This is a genomic window from Micromonospora craterilacus (assembly GCF_003236315.1).
GTDB lineage: Bacteria > Actinomycetota > Actinomycetes > Mycobacteriales > Micromonosporaceae > Micromonospora > Micromonospora craterilacus.
The window spans coordinates 1-13,391 of the sequence record NZ_POTY01000061.1 but is presented as its reverse complement, the minus strand read 5'-3'; the positions used below and the strand labels follow the sequence as shown (position 1 = coordinate 13,391).

Genomic DNA, 13,391 nt, shown 5'->3' with positions numbered 1-13,391 from the left:
GCGGCCGGGCGGACTCCGGCGGCACGCTGCGACCCATGACGAAAACGATGGTTCGCCTCGCCGTCCCGGCCGCCGCGATGCTGATCGCCGCCGCCGGGTTCACGATCCTGCGGTCGACGGCCGGTATCGAGCTGGCCGCCCGTACCGGCACCGCCGTCCGGCCCGTCACGTTGCCGGCGGTGCTCACCGCCGCGGCGGTCTCGGCGCTGGCCGGGTGGGCGTTGCTGGCTCTGCTCGAACGGCTCACCGGCCGGGCCCGCGTCGTCTGGACGGTGGGTGCCGTCGCGGTGCTGCTGCTGTCGCTGCTGGCCGGGCCGACCGCCGGGATCACCGTCGGCGCCAAGGTGGGTCTGGCGCTGCTGCACCTGGCGGTGGGGGCGGTGGTCATCGGCGGGATGCGCTGGCGTGGCCGCTGACCACCGGTTCCACCGGCCGGGTCGGTCACGCTTGCGTCACAGGGTGTCACTCGCCGGCTGCGGTCGGCCACAATGGAGGGCTCGCGATGGGCGGCAGACGGGGGTGGCGATGAGCGAGTACGGCGAATCTGCCGCGGGTCCGCCCCCGGAGCGGGCCGGCGGACCGGGTGGGAGCTCACGGGCCCGGCGGCTGCGTCTGGTCGCGCTGCTCCTGCTGCTCGTGGTGGTCGTCGTCGCGGTGGTCCGGGTGGTCGCCGCGGTCGGCCCGCCGACCCGGGAGCAGTTGCGCGAGCGGGCCGGGCTGACCGGCAAGCAGACCCTGCTCATCGGGGTCAAGGACGACCAGCCCGGAGTGTCGCAGCAACTGGAGAACGGCGCATTCGAAGGCTTCGACATCGAGATCGCGTACATGATCGCCGACGACCTGGGCTTCGACGCGCCGCGGGTGGAGTTCCTGCCCATCGAGAGCGAGGATCGTGCCCGCCGGCAGGCCCGCACCGCCGACGGCCGGTTCGTCACCGTCGACCTGGTCGTCGCCTCCTACAGCATCACCGAGCTGCGCCGGCAGCAGGGCGTGAACTTCTCCGCGCCGTACCTGGAGACCGAGCAGTCGGTGATCACCCGCGCGTCGGACGACCGTCCGGTGACCAACCTGCGTGACCTCGCCGGGCGGAAGGTCTGCACCATCGCGACGTCGACCTCCGAGCGGAATCTGACCGAGATGGGGGCGCAGGCGCGCGGCCGCAACCGGGTCAGCGAGTGCGTCCAGGAGCTGTACGACGGCACGGTCGACGCGGTCACCACCGACGCGGCGATCCTGGCGGGCTTCGTCGGCCCGCGGCCGGCCGGCGAGCTTCCGCCGATGACCAAGCTGGAGCGCGTACAGGAGTTGCGGCACTGGGACATCGGCGACGACAACTCGGAGCTGTGGGGGGTCAACACGGGCCCCAACCCCGCGATGCGGGACCTGGTCAACCTCTCCCTGCGGGAGTCGGCGAACGGTCCCAACGGTGACCGCTGGCGGGCCGCCTTCGACAGGTACCTGAGGTCGGAGCAGCGGCACAACGACCCGCAGCAGGTGGCGGTGGACCGGCAGCCGGAGCCCGGGCCGGCGGACATGGTGGAGGTGCGGCAGTGGCCGTGGGAGAGGTTCGCCCTGCCGTACCCGCACCGACCACGGCCGGCGGCCCCGCCCGCCGCCGCCCGGGCGCGCGCCAGGCGCAGCAGTGGCTGCTGACCCTGCTGCCCGCCTTCCCGGTGCTGCTGCTGGTGCTGCGGCTGTGGCGGCTCAGCCGGCAGGAAATGTCGACGATGTTGCTGCTCGTGCAGTACGTCAGCCCGCTGGGACTGCTCAGCGCCCTGCTCATCGCCCTGGTCTGGGCGGTGCCGCTGGTGGTGCTGGTGCCCGCCGTGCTCGGCCGGCTGCTCCAGGTCAGCGCCCCCGATCGGTTCGATCCGGAACGGTCGCTGCTGGCGTACGCCACCGCGCGTACGCCGGGCTGGGTGCTGGTGGCCACGGCCGTGCTGGCGGCGCTCACCTGGCAGCTGCGGTTCCTCCCGGCGCTGTTGATGCTGCTGCTGTGGCTGGTCGCGCTGCGTACCCGTATCCGGTTCCCGGATCGGCCTGGGCTGCTGGTCGCCACCGGTCTGGTCCTGCCGGTGGTGGTCGCCGCGGCCTGCTACGCCTGGCTCGCCCCGGCCGTCTGGGCGGCTCTACGGCACGGCGAGGTGGCCACCGCCCTGCTGCTCGCGCTGCCGCCGGCCGGCGCGCTGGTGCTGACCGGGCCGGTGCCGTGGCGGGTTGCGCCGGCACTGACCCGCACCCTGACCTACGCGGTGGGCGCGCTGGTGCCGCTGATGATGGGCGTGGTGTTCCTGCGGGTACCGCTGCTGCCGGCGGTGGCCGTCGAGGTCGGCGAGCCGGTCACCCGGGAGGTGGTCCTGGGCGAGGCGGTGACGGTGACCGACCGGATGACGATCGTGCTGGACCGCTCCGGCGAGGTCCGCTTCCTGCCCAACGACGAGGTCCGTGGGCAGGTGTTGTGCCCGGACGCGGGGCCGATGCCGGTCAGCCGGGTGGCCGTGGCCGGCTGGCCGGTGGAGGACACCGCCCTGAACTGGATGATGCCCCGCCGCCCGGTCGGGTCGCCCGACCCGCGCTGCGCCGGGCTGGTGCCGGTCGAGGGTTCCGCGCCGGAGCCGGGGCTCAGCCCCGCCCCGACGACCGGCCCTTGAGTCGGCGGCCCAGCTCGCGGGCGATCTCCCGGTCGGCGTCGCGGGCGGCCAGGGCCTGCCGCTTGTCGTACGACTTGCGGCCCTTGGCCAGGGCCAGCTCGACCTTGGCCCAACCACCGGAGAAGTACATCGACAGCGGCACCAGGGTGAATCCGCCCTCGCGGGTCTGCGCCAGGATCCGGGCGATCTCCACCCGACGCAACAGCAGTTTTCGGGTACGCCGGGGCGCGTGGTTGGTCCAGGTGCCGTAGCCGTACTCCGCGATGTGCAGGCCGTACAGCATGATCTCGCCGTCGCGCTCCTGGGCGAAGGCGTCCACCAGCGAGGCGCGGCCCTCCCGCAGCGACTTGACCTCGGTGCCGGCCAGCACGATTCCCGCCTCGTACGTCTTGAGGACGGTGTAGTCGTGCCGGGCCCTGCGGTTCGACGCGATCAGCGTCCGCTCGGTGCTCCGGGAGGTGCTCATCCGGCGAAGAATAGTCCGTGGCCGGACCGGGCTCAGCCGGGTTCCCGCAGCCGTCCGGCCAGGTCCACCACCGCGGCCTCGAACCGCGGGTCGGATTCACCCGGCCAGTGTCCGATGATCGGCGGCGGGACGCTGTCGCCCGGCGAGGGGACCACGTCCCACGGGTCGCGCAGCCGTCGGTCGACGGTGCCCGGCGGGCCGGGCGTCACCGGTTGCCGCCCCGGTCGGTGCGGCGAGAAGACCCAGCCGCCGATCGGGTCGGTGTCGCGCCACAGGTTCACCCACCGCCAGTTCACCCGGTTGCCCACCTCGTGCAGCACCTCCTCGTCCACGTAGGCGGGGAACAGCCGGCTGTAGAGCCGGCGCAGTGGTGACCCGTACGTCAGCAGGGCCAGTCGACCGCACACCTGGGGCGGCAACTGGAGCACCGTTGCGGCGAGCAGCACCGCGCCGTGGCTGTGCCCGCTGAGGAGTACCCCGTGCCCCTGCTCGGTCAGGTAGGTGATCCGTCGGCTCAGCTCCGGCACCGCCCGCTCGGCGTAGCAGGGCGGCGCGAAGGGGTGCGCCGCCCGAGGCCAGAAGGTGCCCAGGTCCCACAGCACACCGACGTACCGGCGGAACTCGGCGGTGCGGTAGGCGAAGATGCCCCCGACGAGCAGGGCGACCACCACCACCCCGATGAGGAAGCTGCCCACCTGGATGCCGAAGCTGGTCGCCTCGGTCGGTATCCCGGTGAGGCGTTCGACGGCGTCGCCCGGAGACAGCTCCAGCATGCCGAGCAGGCTGGTGGGCATGCCCACGCCGACCACGCAGGCGTAGACCACGGCGAGTATCTCCAGGCGTTCGGTGAAGCGGGCCTTGGCGACCGCCCGCTCCACCTGGCGCAACCGGTACCCGGCGGCCGGCGGAGCGGCCGGGAAGTCGCGTGCCACGGTGGCCCGAGCGGTGCGCATCCGCGCGCGGCGGCTGGCCAGCGTCAAGATCACCGCCCCCAGCAGCACGGTCGCCGCGGCCACCAGGAACACGAAGATGGCCCACTTGTAGCCCAGCGGCGGGCCGATGGCCCGCTCCCCGTCGGCCGAGGCTCGCCGGTTGAGCAGGTCGGCGACCCGGTAGACCAGCTCGGCGGAGAGCGCGAGCGCCAGACCGGTGGCGGTGGCGGCGATGACCGGGGCGCCCAACCCCTGTAGCGGTCCGGCGCCGAGCCCGTCGCGGCCGGGCCCGCGCCGCAGTTCGTCGGATTCGAGCCCGTCGTCCGGCCCGGCGTCGTCCAGGCTGCCCGAACCGGAGGCGGTGCTGCGCAGGTGGCTGCGGCAGGCGAACGCCACCGCACCGAGCGCGAGCAGCAGGATCGCCTGCGAGAGGACGAGCAGGCCGACCATCGCGCTGTAGCCCGGCAGGCCGTTGTGCACGCGCCACGGCATGGGGTCGACCGCCACCGCGACCAGTACCAGCACGGTCAGCACGCAGCCGGCGGTGCGCAACCCGCCGGACAACCGGTCACCGGACCGGCCGGCGTCCGCAGTGTCGATCCACGGATGGGCGCAGAGCAGGGCGACGCAGGCGAGCAGCACTCCGCCGGAGAGCACGGCGAGCGTGACGCTGAGGACCGACGCCCCCGAATCGATCCGGGCGGCGAGCAGGCCGATGCTGAGGGTGGCGAAGCCGGCCGCGACGTGCAGCGACCGCAGCCGGCCGACCACCGGCGCGCTGTCCCACTGACCCACCGCGCTCAGATGGTGCGGCCCGGAGCCGGTGGTGGGCGCGTGGACGGCGTCGAAGTTCCGGCCGGGACGGGCACCGAGCCGCCAGACCAGGCCGAGCGCAGCGGCCGGCAGCAGCGCGAGCACCGCCAAGGTCAGTCCGGGTGACCGGCCGCCCAGCCAGGACAGCCATGGACGTCCGGTCAGGCAGTGCGGATTCGGTATGCAGCGCCAGGCGATGAGATCCAGCGCCACCCCCATCGCGGCGAGGACGTACAGCATGGTCAGGGTGAGGGCCAGCAACCGGCACACCGCCTTGAGCCCTGCCCCGGAGGTGCCGCGGCTGGCCGGTCGCATCCAGATCGCGACGTTGCACAGCATGAACGGCAGCAGGAACACCAGCGACAGCGTCCGGACCAGGGTGCCCGAGGGCAGGTCACTCCAGCGGTACGCCTCCAGGGTCACCCCCGCCGGGCCCTCGGCATCCGGATAGCCGGGGCGCGGGCGGTAGAAGCCGCCGTTGGCGTCCCCGGCGACCTGGTGGCTGTGCGGGCGGTCCAACACCTGCTCGGCCCCGGCGCCGGACACGCCGTGTACCCGCAGCTCCACGACGTCATCCGACGTCCCCGGTGCACTGGTCATCGGCCTCCTCGGGACGTGTCTGCCGGCCCGGCCCGTGACCGGCGCCCACGATGCGGCGTCGCTGGTCTACCCGTCCCGACGACGGCCACGCCTGCCCGGTCCGCGGCGGCACGTCGAACGCCTGTACTGCTACACCTGGCTGCCTGCGGCGTTGTGCTTCGCAATCAGGTTCGGGAGTTCGTCCAGCGAATCGATGCGGAACAGGCACTGCTCGGACACGGTCGGCATGTCGAGAATGTGACCCCACGGGCCGCGCCGGATCAGGCACGTCTCCATGCCGGCCTCCGTGGCCGGGCGTACATCGTTGTCGGGTCGATCGCCGACGTACAGGATCGATGCCGCATCGCCACCGCCTTCGCGAACGACCCGCTCGAAGAAGGCCGGTGACGGCTTCGCCACGCCCCAACCGTCCGACGTGCCGATCACGTCCACCGGGAGGTCGAGAGCGCGGAGGATCGTCTCGGCATGAGTGGGCTGGTTGCCGGCCAGGCCCACGAACAAACCCTGATCCTTCAAGGAGGCCAGGCACGGTCGCGCGTCGGGGTAGAGATCCTCTTCACCGAACGACTCCGGTTTGCCGGCGGCTGCTCGGCGCTCGCGCTCGGCCGCGAGATCGAAACCGGGCCGGAAGACCCGGAACGGTTCCTGCCAGTCCAGACCCCGGGCGATCGCCGCACCGAAGACCGCCGAAAAGGTGTGCCGTGGCACGCCGAACCAGTCCGCCCAGGTCTCGAACTCGCGGGACTCGTCGAGAATCGTCCCGCCGACATCAAAGAAGACGGCGTCGATCAATTGCGTTCCTCCGTCACGGCCGCGCTGCCACCGGATCATAGACGGGGATCATCGGGACCTCGCGGCCGTGCGTGACGGCGGCCCAGGGGGCCGGATCGTGGGCGAGGTCTTGAAATCCTACTTTCCCGGTAGGAATATTGGCGGACCGTCGGTCTCCCTCCTCTCCCGAAGGAACCCCCATGAGCAACCGAGATCCGCTACCCCCGCCCACCGCGCCCGAGAGCCGGTTCGCCCTCAACGAGGACTGGGTCGCCACGATCCTGGGCCTGGCGCTGCTCGGCCTGGTCCTGATCGGCGCGATTCCCGCCGGGCTGGTGCCCTGATGGCCGCCGATGCCACCCGCCCCACTCCGGCCGCTGCCCCGGCCGAGGACACGCAGAAGGCGTCCGGCGCCACCGCGACCGAAACCGCGCCGGCATCCGCCACCGACCCCGAGCCGGCGGCGGCACCCGCCGACCCGGCCGCCGTGCCGCCCGCTGCGGTGGCGTCGCGCCCGGGCTCCTTCTGGGCCTGGACGGCCGCCGGCCTGCTGGTCGTGATCGCCCTCGCCGCGCTGACCCGCTACCTCGAACAGAACGTGCCCGAGTGGGCGGCCGGCACGGCACTGGAGGACATCGCGGCGGCGATCGAGTACCCGGTGTACGCCATCCTGCTGGGCCTGCTGGGCAACCTCGTGGTGACGCTGACCGGGCTGCGGGACCGCATCGCCGCCGCCTTCCGCACCGAGTTCTTCATCAAGACCGGCTTGGTGCTGCTCGGCGCCTCGATCAACCTGGCCGTCATCGCCAGCGCCGCGGGACCGGCGATCGCCCAGGCGGTCCTGCTGATCAGCGGGGTCTTCCTGTTCACCTGGTGGCTGGCCGGGCGGCTCGGTCTGGAGGACAAGCTGCGCGCCCTGCTCGCCTCCGCCGTGTCGATCTGCGGGGTCAGCGCGGCCATCGCCGCGGCCGGCGCGGTGCGGGCCCGCCGTGAGCAACTCGCGTACACGGCGAGTCTGGTGATCGTCTTCGCGCTGCCGTCGATCTTCCTGCTGCCCTGGCTGGCCGACCTGCTCGGGCTGGAGCCGGCGGTGGCCGGGGCGTGGATCGGCGGCAACATCGACACCACGGCGGCGGTCACCGCCGCCGGAGCGTTGGCCGGCGAGGAGGCCCTCCAGATCGCCAGCATCGTCAAGGTCACCCAGAACGCGCTGATGGGGGTGGTCGCGGTGGCGCTCACCGCGTACTTCGCGCTGCACGTCGAGCGCCGGGCCGGCGCGGCCCGTCCGGGGCTGGGCGAGCTGTGGCGGCGATTCCCGAAGTTCGTGCTCGGCTTCGTCGCGGCCTCGGTGATCGCCACCTGGTACCTGGACGTGGCCGGCGCGGACGGCAAGGCGACCATCGCCGTCGTGAACGACCTGCGGGTCTGGTTCTTCATCCTGGCCTTCGTCAGCATCGGCCTGGAGGTCCGGGTGGCGGCACTACGGCAGGCCGGGTGGCGGCCGGTGGCGGTGTTCGGCGGGGCCACCCTGTTCAACCTGGTCCTCGCGCTCGGCCTGGCCTCGGTGCTGTTCGCCGGGTTCACCATCAGCTGACGCCCCGGCCCGCCGGTCAGCTGGCCCGGCGGGTCGGTCGGCACGCCTGGCGGCCGGTCAGCTCCTGTGGCGGGCGAAGAAGTCGGCCAGCACCCGGGTGTGGGTGGAGAACGCCAGCTCGGTGGGCTCGGTCAGCACCAGCCATTCGGTGGCTTCCGCCGTCGGCGCCGACGGCGGAAGCTCTGCGGCGGGGCGTGCCGGCAGCTCACCGAAGATCATCATGGTGCCGCCGGCCGGCGCGCTGTGCACCGCGACCACCTCCGCGTCGGCCGGGTCGGCGAGCAACCCCGTCTCCTCCCGCAGTTCGCGGACCAGCGCGTCCCGCCACTCCTCGCCGTACTCGATGAAACCGCCGGGCAGCGCGAGCAGCCCGCGGGCGGGTTCGATGTCGCGCCGGACGACCACCACGCCGAACCCGGTGGCGGTACGCACCGGCAGCACCGCCACGGCGACCGGCAGCGGGTTGCGCCAGACCGTCTGGCCGCAGGCCGCGCAGAGCCGGGGCCATTCGGCCGCCGCCGGGTAGGCGGTGCCACAGTACGAGCAGTGCGAGTACGCCACGCCGGTCATGGCGCTGCACGTTACCGGTCAGCCGGCGCGGATCAGCCCTCCGGGGCGGCGGTGTGGTTGAAGATCAGGGCTTCCCGAGGCGGGCGTTGCCGATCGCGTCCATCCGGCCCCACCGCCCCGGGATGCCGAGCAGTTCGACCCGGCCGAACCGTTCCGGGATCTCCGGGTGCACCACCAGGTGCTCGCCGTACGGCTGCAGACCGAGCAGGGTACGCAGCAGCAGGAACGTGGCGCCGGTCGCGGACGCCTGCGGGCTGTTCGCCGCCGGGTACGGCACCGGATAGCGGGTCAGGTCCCGGTCGTAGCCGGCGAACGACTCCGGCATCCGCCCGGCGAAGTGCTGGGCCGCGTCCACCACGGCCTCGGCGATCACACCGGCCTCCCGCCGGAAGCCGTACCGCCGCAGCCCCGCGGCGATCAGCGAGTTGTCGAACGGCCACACCGTGCCGACGTGGTAGCCGAGCGGGTTGTAGCGGACCTGCCCGGTGGCCAGGGTCCGTACCCCCCAACCGGAGAACAGCCGCGGCCCGAGCAGGTGGCCGGCGACCGCGGCGGCCCGGGACTCGTCCACGATGCCGCTCCACAGCAGGTGGCCCATGTTGGAGGCCAGCGCGTCCACGGAGTCGCCGTCGGGGCCGAGCGCCAGCGCGAAGTACTCGCCGCCGCTGATCCAGAAGTCCCGGTTGAACCGCTGCTTGAGCTCCGCCGCCTCCCGCTCCAGGCGGTCGGCGTACGCCGGATCGCCCCAGAGTTCGCGGGCCAGCCGGGCGCCGCGTCGCTTCGCGTCGTACGCGTAGCCCTGCAACTCGCAGGTGGCCCGGAGCAGCCCGGGCAGCCGGCCGTCGCGGTAGCAGATCGCCTCGGGGGAGTCCTTCCAGCAATGGTTCTGCGCGCCGTTCTTGTCGTTGCGCCGGTGATACCAGAGGTAGCCGTCGCCGCGCAGGTCGCCGTACTCGTCGATCCAGTGCAGCGCCGCGCGGGCCGCCTCCTCGAGGTCCCGGACCAGGGCGGCGTCGCCGGTCCAACGCTCGTACTCGTCGAGCAGTACCACGAACAGCGGGGTCACGTCCGCCCCGCCGTAGTACGGCGACTGCGGTCGCTCCTCGAAGGCGGCCATCTCCCCGTACCGCAGCTCGTTGATCATCTTTCCGGGCTCCTCGTCCCGGTAGTCGTCGAGCACGGAGCCCTGGAAGACGGCGAGCATGCGCAGTGTCGTGGCGGCCAGGTCGGGGACGAAGGGCAGCGCCTGGTAGCTCGTGAGGATGCTGTCCCGGCCGATGATGGTGGCCGACCAGGGCAGCCCGGCCGCCGGCATCGTCTCCCCGGGCAGCGCCAGCGGGGAGAAGCGCAGGCCGGCGAGATCCACCAGCCCTCGCTGGTAGGTCATGGTCAGCGGCGCCCAGTCACAGCTCAGCTGGGGTGCGGCGGCGATCCATCGGCGCAGGTCGTGGTGCAGTTGGCCATCGAGATCGCTGGGCGGGCGCCGGGCCGTCCCACCCTGACCGTACGGCTGCCCCAGCCGGTCCCGGACGTCCTTCCCGTCCGGGCGCAGCACCAGGCACTTGACCTGCAGCGTCGTGCTCCACTTGCCCTGCCGGTCGACCCGGATCCGGAACGTCAACCCGCCCTCGTCGAGCTGGGCCGGCTCGCTGCTGAAGACATCCGTCACCCGGTGGAACTTCTCCCGCCGGTACCCCAGCCGCAGGCAGCCGTCCGACACCTCCCGATAGCCGCGTAGCGCCGACGCCTGCGGCCAGACCACGCTGTAGATCGGCGCGAAGTCGCTGTCCACGTCGATCCGCAGGACGTACTCGGCCGGCTCGCCGGTGTGGTTGAGCACGGTGAGGCGTTCGGTGAAGCTGCTGTCCGAGATCCACCGGTCGCGGATGACGGAGATCTTCGCGTCCACGTAGTGGGTGGGATGGCCGGGCACCAGGAAGAACCGGATCTCGTAGTAGCTGGGCTCGTGCACGGCCAGCGGGTGCAGCTGCTCCCCGTCGAGGGTCAGCCGCCAGGTGGCCAGGAATCGGGTGTCGAAGGCGAAGAAGCCGCTCGGGTTGGTGGGGCTGAAGGCCATGTCCCCGTTGTCCTCGCTGAGCGCGAAGATGTTGCCGTCGAGGATGCGGACCAGCTTCTTCACCGCCGTTACCGACCCTCCGCCGGGCCGGCGTGACCGGCCACGGCCCGGGGATGGCGCGCACCGGGCGGTGGTGCGAACAGCCGTTCCAGCATGATCACGAACCGGAACTCGCCGTCGGCGGTGAAGTCGTTGCGCAGCCACGCCGGCAGCGGCTTCAGCTCGCCACGCGCCATCCGGAGGAAGAGCGCCTCGTCGGTCTGGATCACGGTGTCGGCGTCGTCCGCCCCGCCTCGGGACACCATGACCTGTCCCCGGTCGATGGCGACCAGCCAGTGGTCGACGCCGTCGGGACCGGCCAGGTCGAAGCGGACGGTGCCGGAGACCTGGCGCAGCATCCGCCCCCCGCCGCGGGTGAGATCGTCGAAGAAGTCGCGCACTGCCTCCGACATCGCACACCTCCTCCGGGCCGTGGCCGGCGGCGGCTGGCACCGGACGGCCTGACCTGGCACGGCGGCGTAAGGGGCGGCCAGGCTTCACCGCATATGTCACCTTAGCGGCTTTGATCCGCTTACGGGTGGTCTCCGGCAGTGGGGGCGGGCCCCGGTCCCACCGCGGCCATGGAGATTGCCGTTGGTTTCCGATGCCGGTGGGCCTATGGTGGTTCGATGCATTCCGCCGCCCTGCTGGACCGCGTCGCCGTCGCCACGGCGGCGTCGGTGCCGGCTGCCCCCCGCGGGCAGTACGCTGCGGCGGCCCGGCCGGGTTGGCTCTCTGTGCAGGCCGGTCACGGCCTGCCGAGCCCCGCCGGCCGGAGCCCTCCGGAAACCGTTCATCCATCAGGGACGGCCAAGGGCGAAGCTACTAGCTTCGGCCCTTTTCTATTTTCCGGAGAGGGATCCGAGATGAGCACCGACACATACGACCAGAAATGGCTCACCGAGTTGCAGGCGACGCTGACGCACGAGTTCGAGGCGCAGACGGCGCGGCTGACCCAGTTGACGGCGGACACTGGCGACCCGGCCGAGGCACACACCAGCGCGGCGATGATCGCGGCCACCCGGCAGAGCCTGGAGCAGATCTCCGGCGCGCTGCGACGCCTGACCGCCGGCAGCTACGGCAGCTGCGAGAAGTGCGGCACGACGATTCCACGGGAGCGCCTGGAGATCCTGCCGCACGCCCGGTTCTGCGTGCCCTGCCAGCAGAAGCACAACGGCTGACCCGACGCCGGCTGCCGCCCCGGCGCTACCGGTGCGGCAGCCCGTCGTCGTCGCCGAGGGAGTCAACCGGCGCGGCGGTGCCGGTTGGCCCGGCGGCACCGGTTGGCCCGGCGGCACCGGTTGGCCCGGCGGCACCGCCACTGCCGAGCGGCGCGGGGGCGGCGGCGCCGAGCGGACCCGGGCCGGTGCCGGGCAGGCCCGGTGTGGCGATGACACCGAGCGGCGCGGCCGGCTCGGCGATCAGGCTGGCGGTGACGGTGGCGGTCATGCCGTCGGGCCGGCGGGTGAGGGTCAGCGCCCCGGTCAGGTGGTGGGCCAGCCAGAGCCCCCGGCCACCCGGAGTGTTCGTCGCCGGCAGGTTGACCGCCAGGTCGCTGCTGCCCGAGCCGTGATCGGTCACCTCGCAGACGAGAAGGTCGGCGCGCCGGAACAGGTCGAGCCGGCCATGGCCGCCGCCGTGCAGCACGGCGTTGGTGACCAGCTCGTGCACGGCCAGGACGAGATCCTCGGCCGCGTCACCGCCGAGGCCCGCGGCGGCGATCCGCGCGGCGAGCAGGTGCCGCAGCGGGGTCACCGTCTGCGCGGTGAAGGGCTGGGACAACAGGGAGGTCACCTCGCCGTCACCGGGGGACGGGCCGCTCGGGCCACTGGCGTCCGGTCGGCCGAGGTTGCTCATGCTGGCAGGTTACGTCCTTTGGCGGCGTCCGCGACCTTTGCCGAACGGCAACGATCCGGCTGCCCGGCCTGGACCGGGTACGGATACCGTGGCGAAATGCCACAGCTCGCCGCGATCGTCATCCACTGCCACGACCCGTACCTGATCGCGTCCTTCTGGAGCACGATCACCGGTCTGCCCGTCACACCCGAGGACCGTAGCAAGCTCGCCGAGCGTTCGCTGGGGCCGACCGAGTCGGTGCTGCTGAGCGACCCGACCGGCAGCGGCCCCGACATCTGGATCGCGCCCGCCCAGGACCTGCCGCCGATGGGCCGGATCCACCTGGACCTGGTGATCGAGGACGGAGACCTGGAGGCGGCCGTGGCCGCGGGGGCCACCGTGGTGCGTACGCTGCCGCGCTGGACGGTGCTGGCCGATCCGGAGGGCAACGAATTCTGCCTGTTCCGCCGGCACTCCTATGGGTCGTTAGCTGCTGAGGTCGATCGTATCAGCTACTGGCATCGATGGGATGGGGAGCGATCCGATGGTACGGCGGGGAGGCCGGGTCGGGAAACGGGTTCGGTTCGACAGTAAGGACGCGCTGCTGGCCGGTGGTGTCGAGGTGCGGGCGTTGCGGTATCAGCGGGCCAGTCAGGACAAGAAGGAGCAGGGTAAGAGCGTCGGCGATCAGGGGAAGCTGAACCTTGCCGAGTTCGGGCCGGAGGGCGAGCAGAACGCGGCGTAGGCCGCTGGACGCCACGAGCGCCGGGCGGGCTGCCACGCCCAGCTTCTATATCAGGCCGCCCCTGGCTAGCCACAGCCCTCGGCGTCCGGACCTGTGTGAGGCGGGTGGAGCTACCTGAATCACCCTCGGCTGATGGCTGGGTCGGTGTCGCTGAATCGGATCAGTAGCCAGCGGGGGTTGAGAGGCGGAAGCTGGTCGGCTCCGAAGGAGAATTTTGCGGGTAGCCTTCGGGGTAGCCGCGCCGCACGGACATGCGCCTGTATCTTATACACATCTGACGCTGCCGACGATCGCATA

At 72.2% G+C, this 13,391-nt stretch carries 15 protein-coding genes; 8 read left to right on the top strand and 7 right to left on the bottom strand.

Annotation, left to right across the window (positions count from 1 at the left end):
* Nucleotides 1-35 precede the first annotated feature (35 nt).
* The 3 genes from C1I95_RS36340 (at nt 36) to C1I95_RS12235 (ending at nt 2,651) form a co-directional block, all read left to right on the top strand.
* On the top strand, nt 36-416 hold the full coding sequence (locus tag C1I95_RS36340; protein WP_146605701.1) for a DUF6069 family protein: 381 nt from the start codon (nt 36-38) through the stop codon (nt 414-416).
* 109 nt (nt 417-525) lie between these two features.
* Nucleotides 526-1,653, top strand: coding sequence for a transporter substrate-binding domain-containing protein (locus C1I95_RS12240; protein WP_111213926.1), 1,128 nt, complete (start codon nt 526-528; stop codon nt 1,651-1,653).
* Nucleotides 1,557-2,651 (top strand): hypothetical protein, encoded by a 1,095-nt coding sequence (locus tag C1I95_RS12235; RefSeq protein WP_111213939.1) that lies wholly within the window; start codon nt 1,557-1,559, stop codon nt 2,649-2,651. The genes C1I95_RS12240 and C1I95_RS12235 overlap by 97 nt, the downstream gene beginning before the upstream one ends.
* Here C1I95_RS12235 and smpB read toward each other — a convergent pair.
* The 3 genes from smpB to C1I95_RS12220 all read right to left on the bottom strand — a co-directional run bounded on the left by smpB (nt 2,623) and on the right by C1I95_RS12220 (nt 6,254).
* Nucleotides 2,623-3,117, bottom strand: coding sequence for an SsrA-binding protein SmpB (gene smpB, locus C1I95_RS12230; RefSeq protein ID WP_111213925.1), 495 nt, complete (start codon nt 3,115-3,117; stop codon nt 2,623-2,625). The genes C1I95_RS12235 and smpB overlap by 29 nt on opposite strands.
* A gap of 32 nt (nt 3,118-3,149) precedes the next feature.
* The gene (locus C1I95_RS12225; RefSeq protein WP_111213924.1) at nt 3,150-5,462 is read right to left on the bottom strand and encodes a hypothetical protein; all 2,313 of its coding nucleotides are present in this window, start codon (nt 5,460-5,462) and stop codon (nt 3,150-3,152) included.
* A 129-nt stretch (nt 5,463-5,591) separates the two neighbouring features.
* Nucleotides 5,592-6,254 (bottom strand): HAD family hydrolase, encoded by a 663-nt coding sequence (locus C1I95_RS12220; RefSeq protein ID WP_111213923.1) that lies wholly within the window; start codon nt 6,252-6,254, stop codon nt 5,592-5,594.
* 179 nt (nt 6,255-6,433) lie between these two features.
* On the opposite strand from C1I95_RS12220, the gene C1I95_RS35785 reads away from it, so the two are divergent.
* Together C1I95_RS35785 and C1I95_RS12215 are read left to right on the top strand one after the other, a co-directional pair.
* Nucleotides 6,434-6,577, top strand: a complete 144-nt coding sequence (locus C1I95_RS35785) for a hypothetical protein (protein WP_199523717.1) — start codon at nt 6,434-6,436, stop codon at nt 6,575-6,577.
* Nucleotides 6,577-7,827 (top strand): YeiH family protein, encoded by a 1,251-nt coding sequence (locus C1I95_RS12215; protein WP_233513626.1) that lies wholly within the window; start codon nt 6,577-6,579, stop codon nt 7,825-7,827. Before C1I95_RS35785 ends, C1I95_RS12215 begins: the two co-directional genes overlap by 1 nt.
* A 57-nt stretch (nt 7,828-7,884) precedes the next feature.
* On the opposite strand, the gene C1I95_RS12210 is transcribed toward C1I95_RS12215, so the two are convergent.
* The 3 genes from C1I95_RS12210 to C1I95_RS12200 form a co-directional block, all read right to left on the bottom strand.
* Nucleotides 7,885-8,397, bottom strand: a complete 513-nt coding sequence (locus tag C1I95_RS12210; protein ID WP_111213922.1) for an NUDIX domain-containing protein — start codon at nt 8,395-8,397, stop codon at nt 7,885-7,887.
* 64 nt (nt 8,398-8,461) lie between these two features.
* Nucleotides 8,462-10,537 carry an amylo-alpha-1,6-glucosidase gene (locus C1I95_RS12205; RefSeq protein ID WP_111213921.1) on the bottom strand — a complete coding sequence of 692 codons (2,076 nt, stop codon included), beginning with the start codon at nt 10,535-10,537 and terminating at the stop codon, nt 8,462-8,464.
* A gap of 5 nt (nt 10,538-10,542) precedes the next feature.
* The gene (locus tag C1I95_RS12200) at nt 10,543-10,926 is read right to left on the bottom strand and encodes an SCP2 sterol-binding domain-containing protein (protein ID WP_111213920.1); all 384 of its coding nucleotides are present in this window, start codon (nt 10,924-10,926) and stop codon (nt 10,543-10,545) included.
* Between the two features lie 453 nt (nt 10,927-11,379).
* Here C1I95_RS12200 and C1I95_RS12195 point away from each other — a divergent pair, with 453 nt between their 5' ends.
* Nucleotides 11,380-11,694, top strand: a complete 315-nt coding sequence (locus C1I95_RS12195) for a TraR/DksA family transcriptional regulator (RefSeq protein WP_111213919.1) — start codon at nt 11,380-11,382, stop codon at nt 11,692-11,694.
* Between the two features lie 25 nt (nt 11,695-11,719).
* On the opposite strand, the gene C1I95_RS12190 is transcribed toward C1I95_RS12195, so the two are convergent.
* A complete protein-coding gene (locus C1I95_RS12190) occupies nt 11,720-12,370 on the bottom strand; it encodes an ATP-binding protein (protein WP_111213918.1) in 651 nt (216 codons plus the stop codon).
* Nucleotides 12,371-12,466: 96 nt separating this feature from the next.
* On the opposite strand from C1I95_RS12190, the gene C1I95_RS12185 reads away from it, so the two are divergent.
* Both C1I95_RS12185 and C1I95_RS12180 read left to right on the top strand, forming a co-directional pair.
* A complete protein-coding gene (locus C1I95_RS12185) occupies nt 12,467-12,943 on the top strand; it encodes a VOC family protein (protein ID WP_158566382.1) in 477 nt (158 codons plus the stop codon).
* Nucleotides 12,894-13,094 (top strand): hypothetical protein, encoded by a 201-nt coding sequence (locus C1I95_RS12180; protein ID WP_233513625.1) that lies wholly within the window; start codon nt 12,894-12,896, stop codon nt 13,092-13,094. The genes C1I95_RS12185 and C1I95_RS12180 overlap by 50 nt, the downstream gene beginning before the upstream one ends.
* The last annotated feature ends 297 nt before the right edge of the window (nt 13,095-13,391 follow it).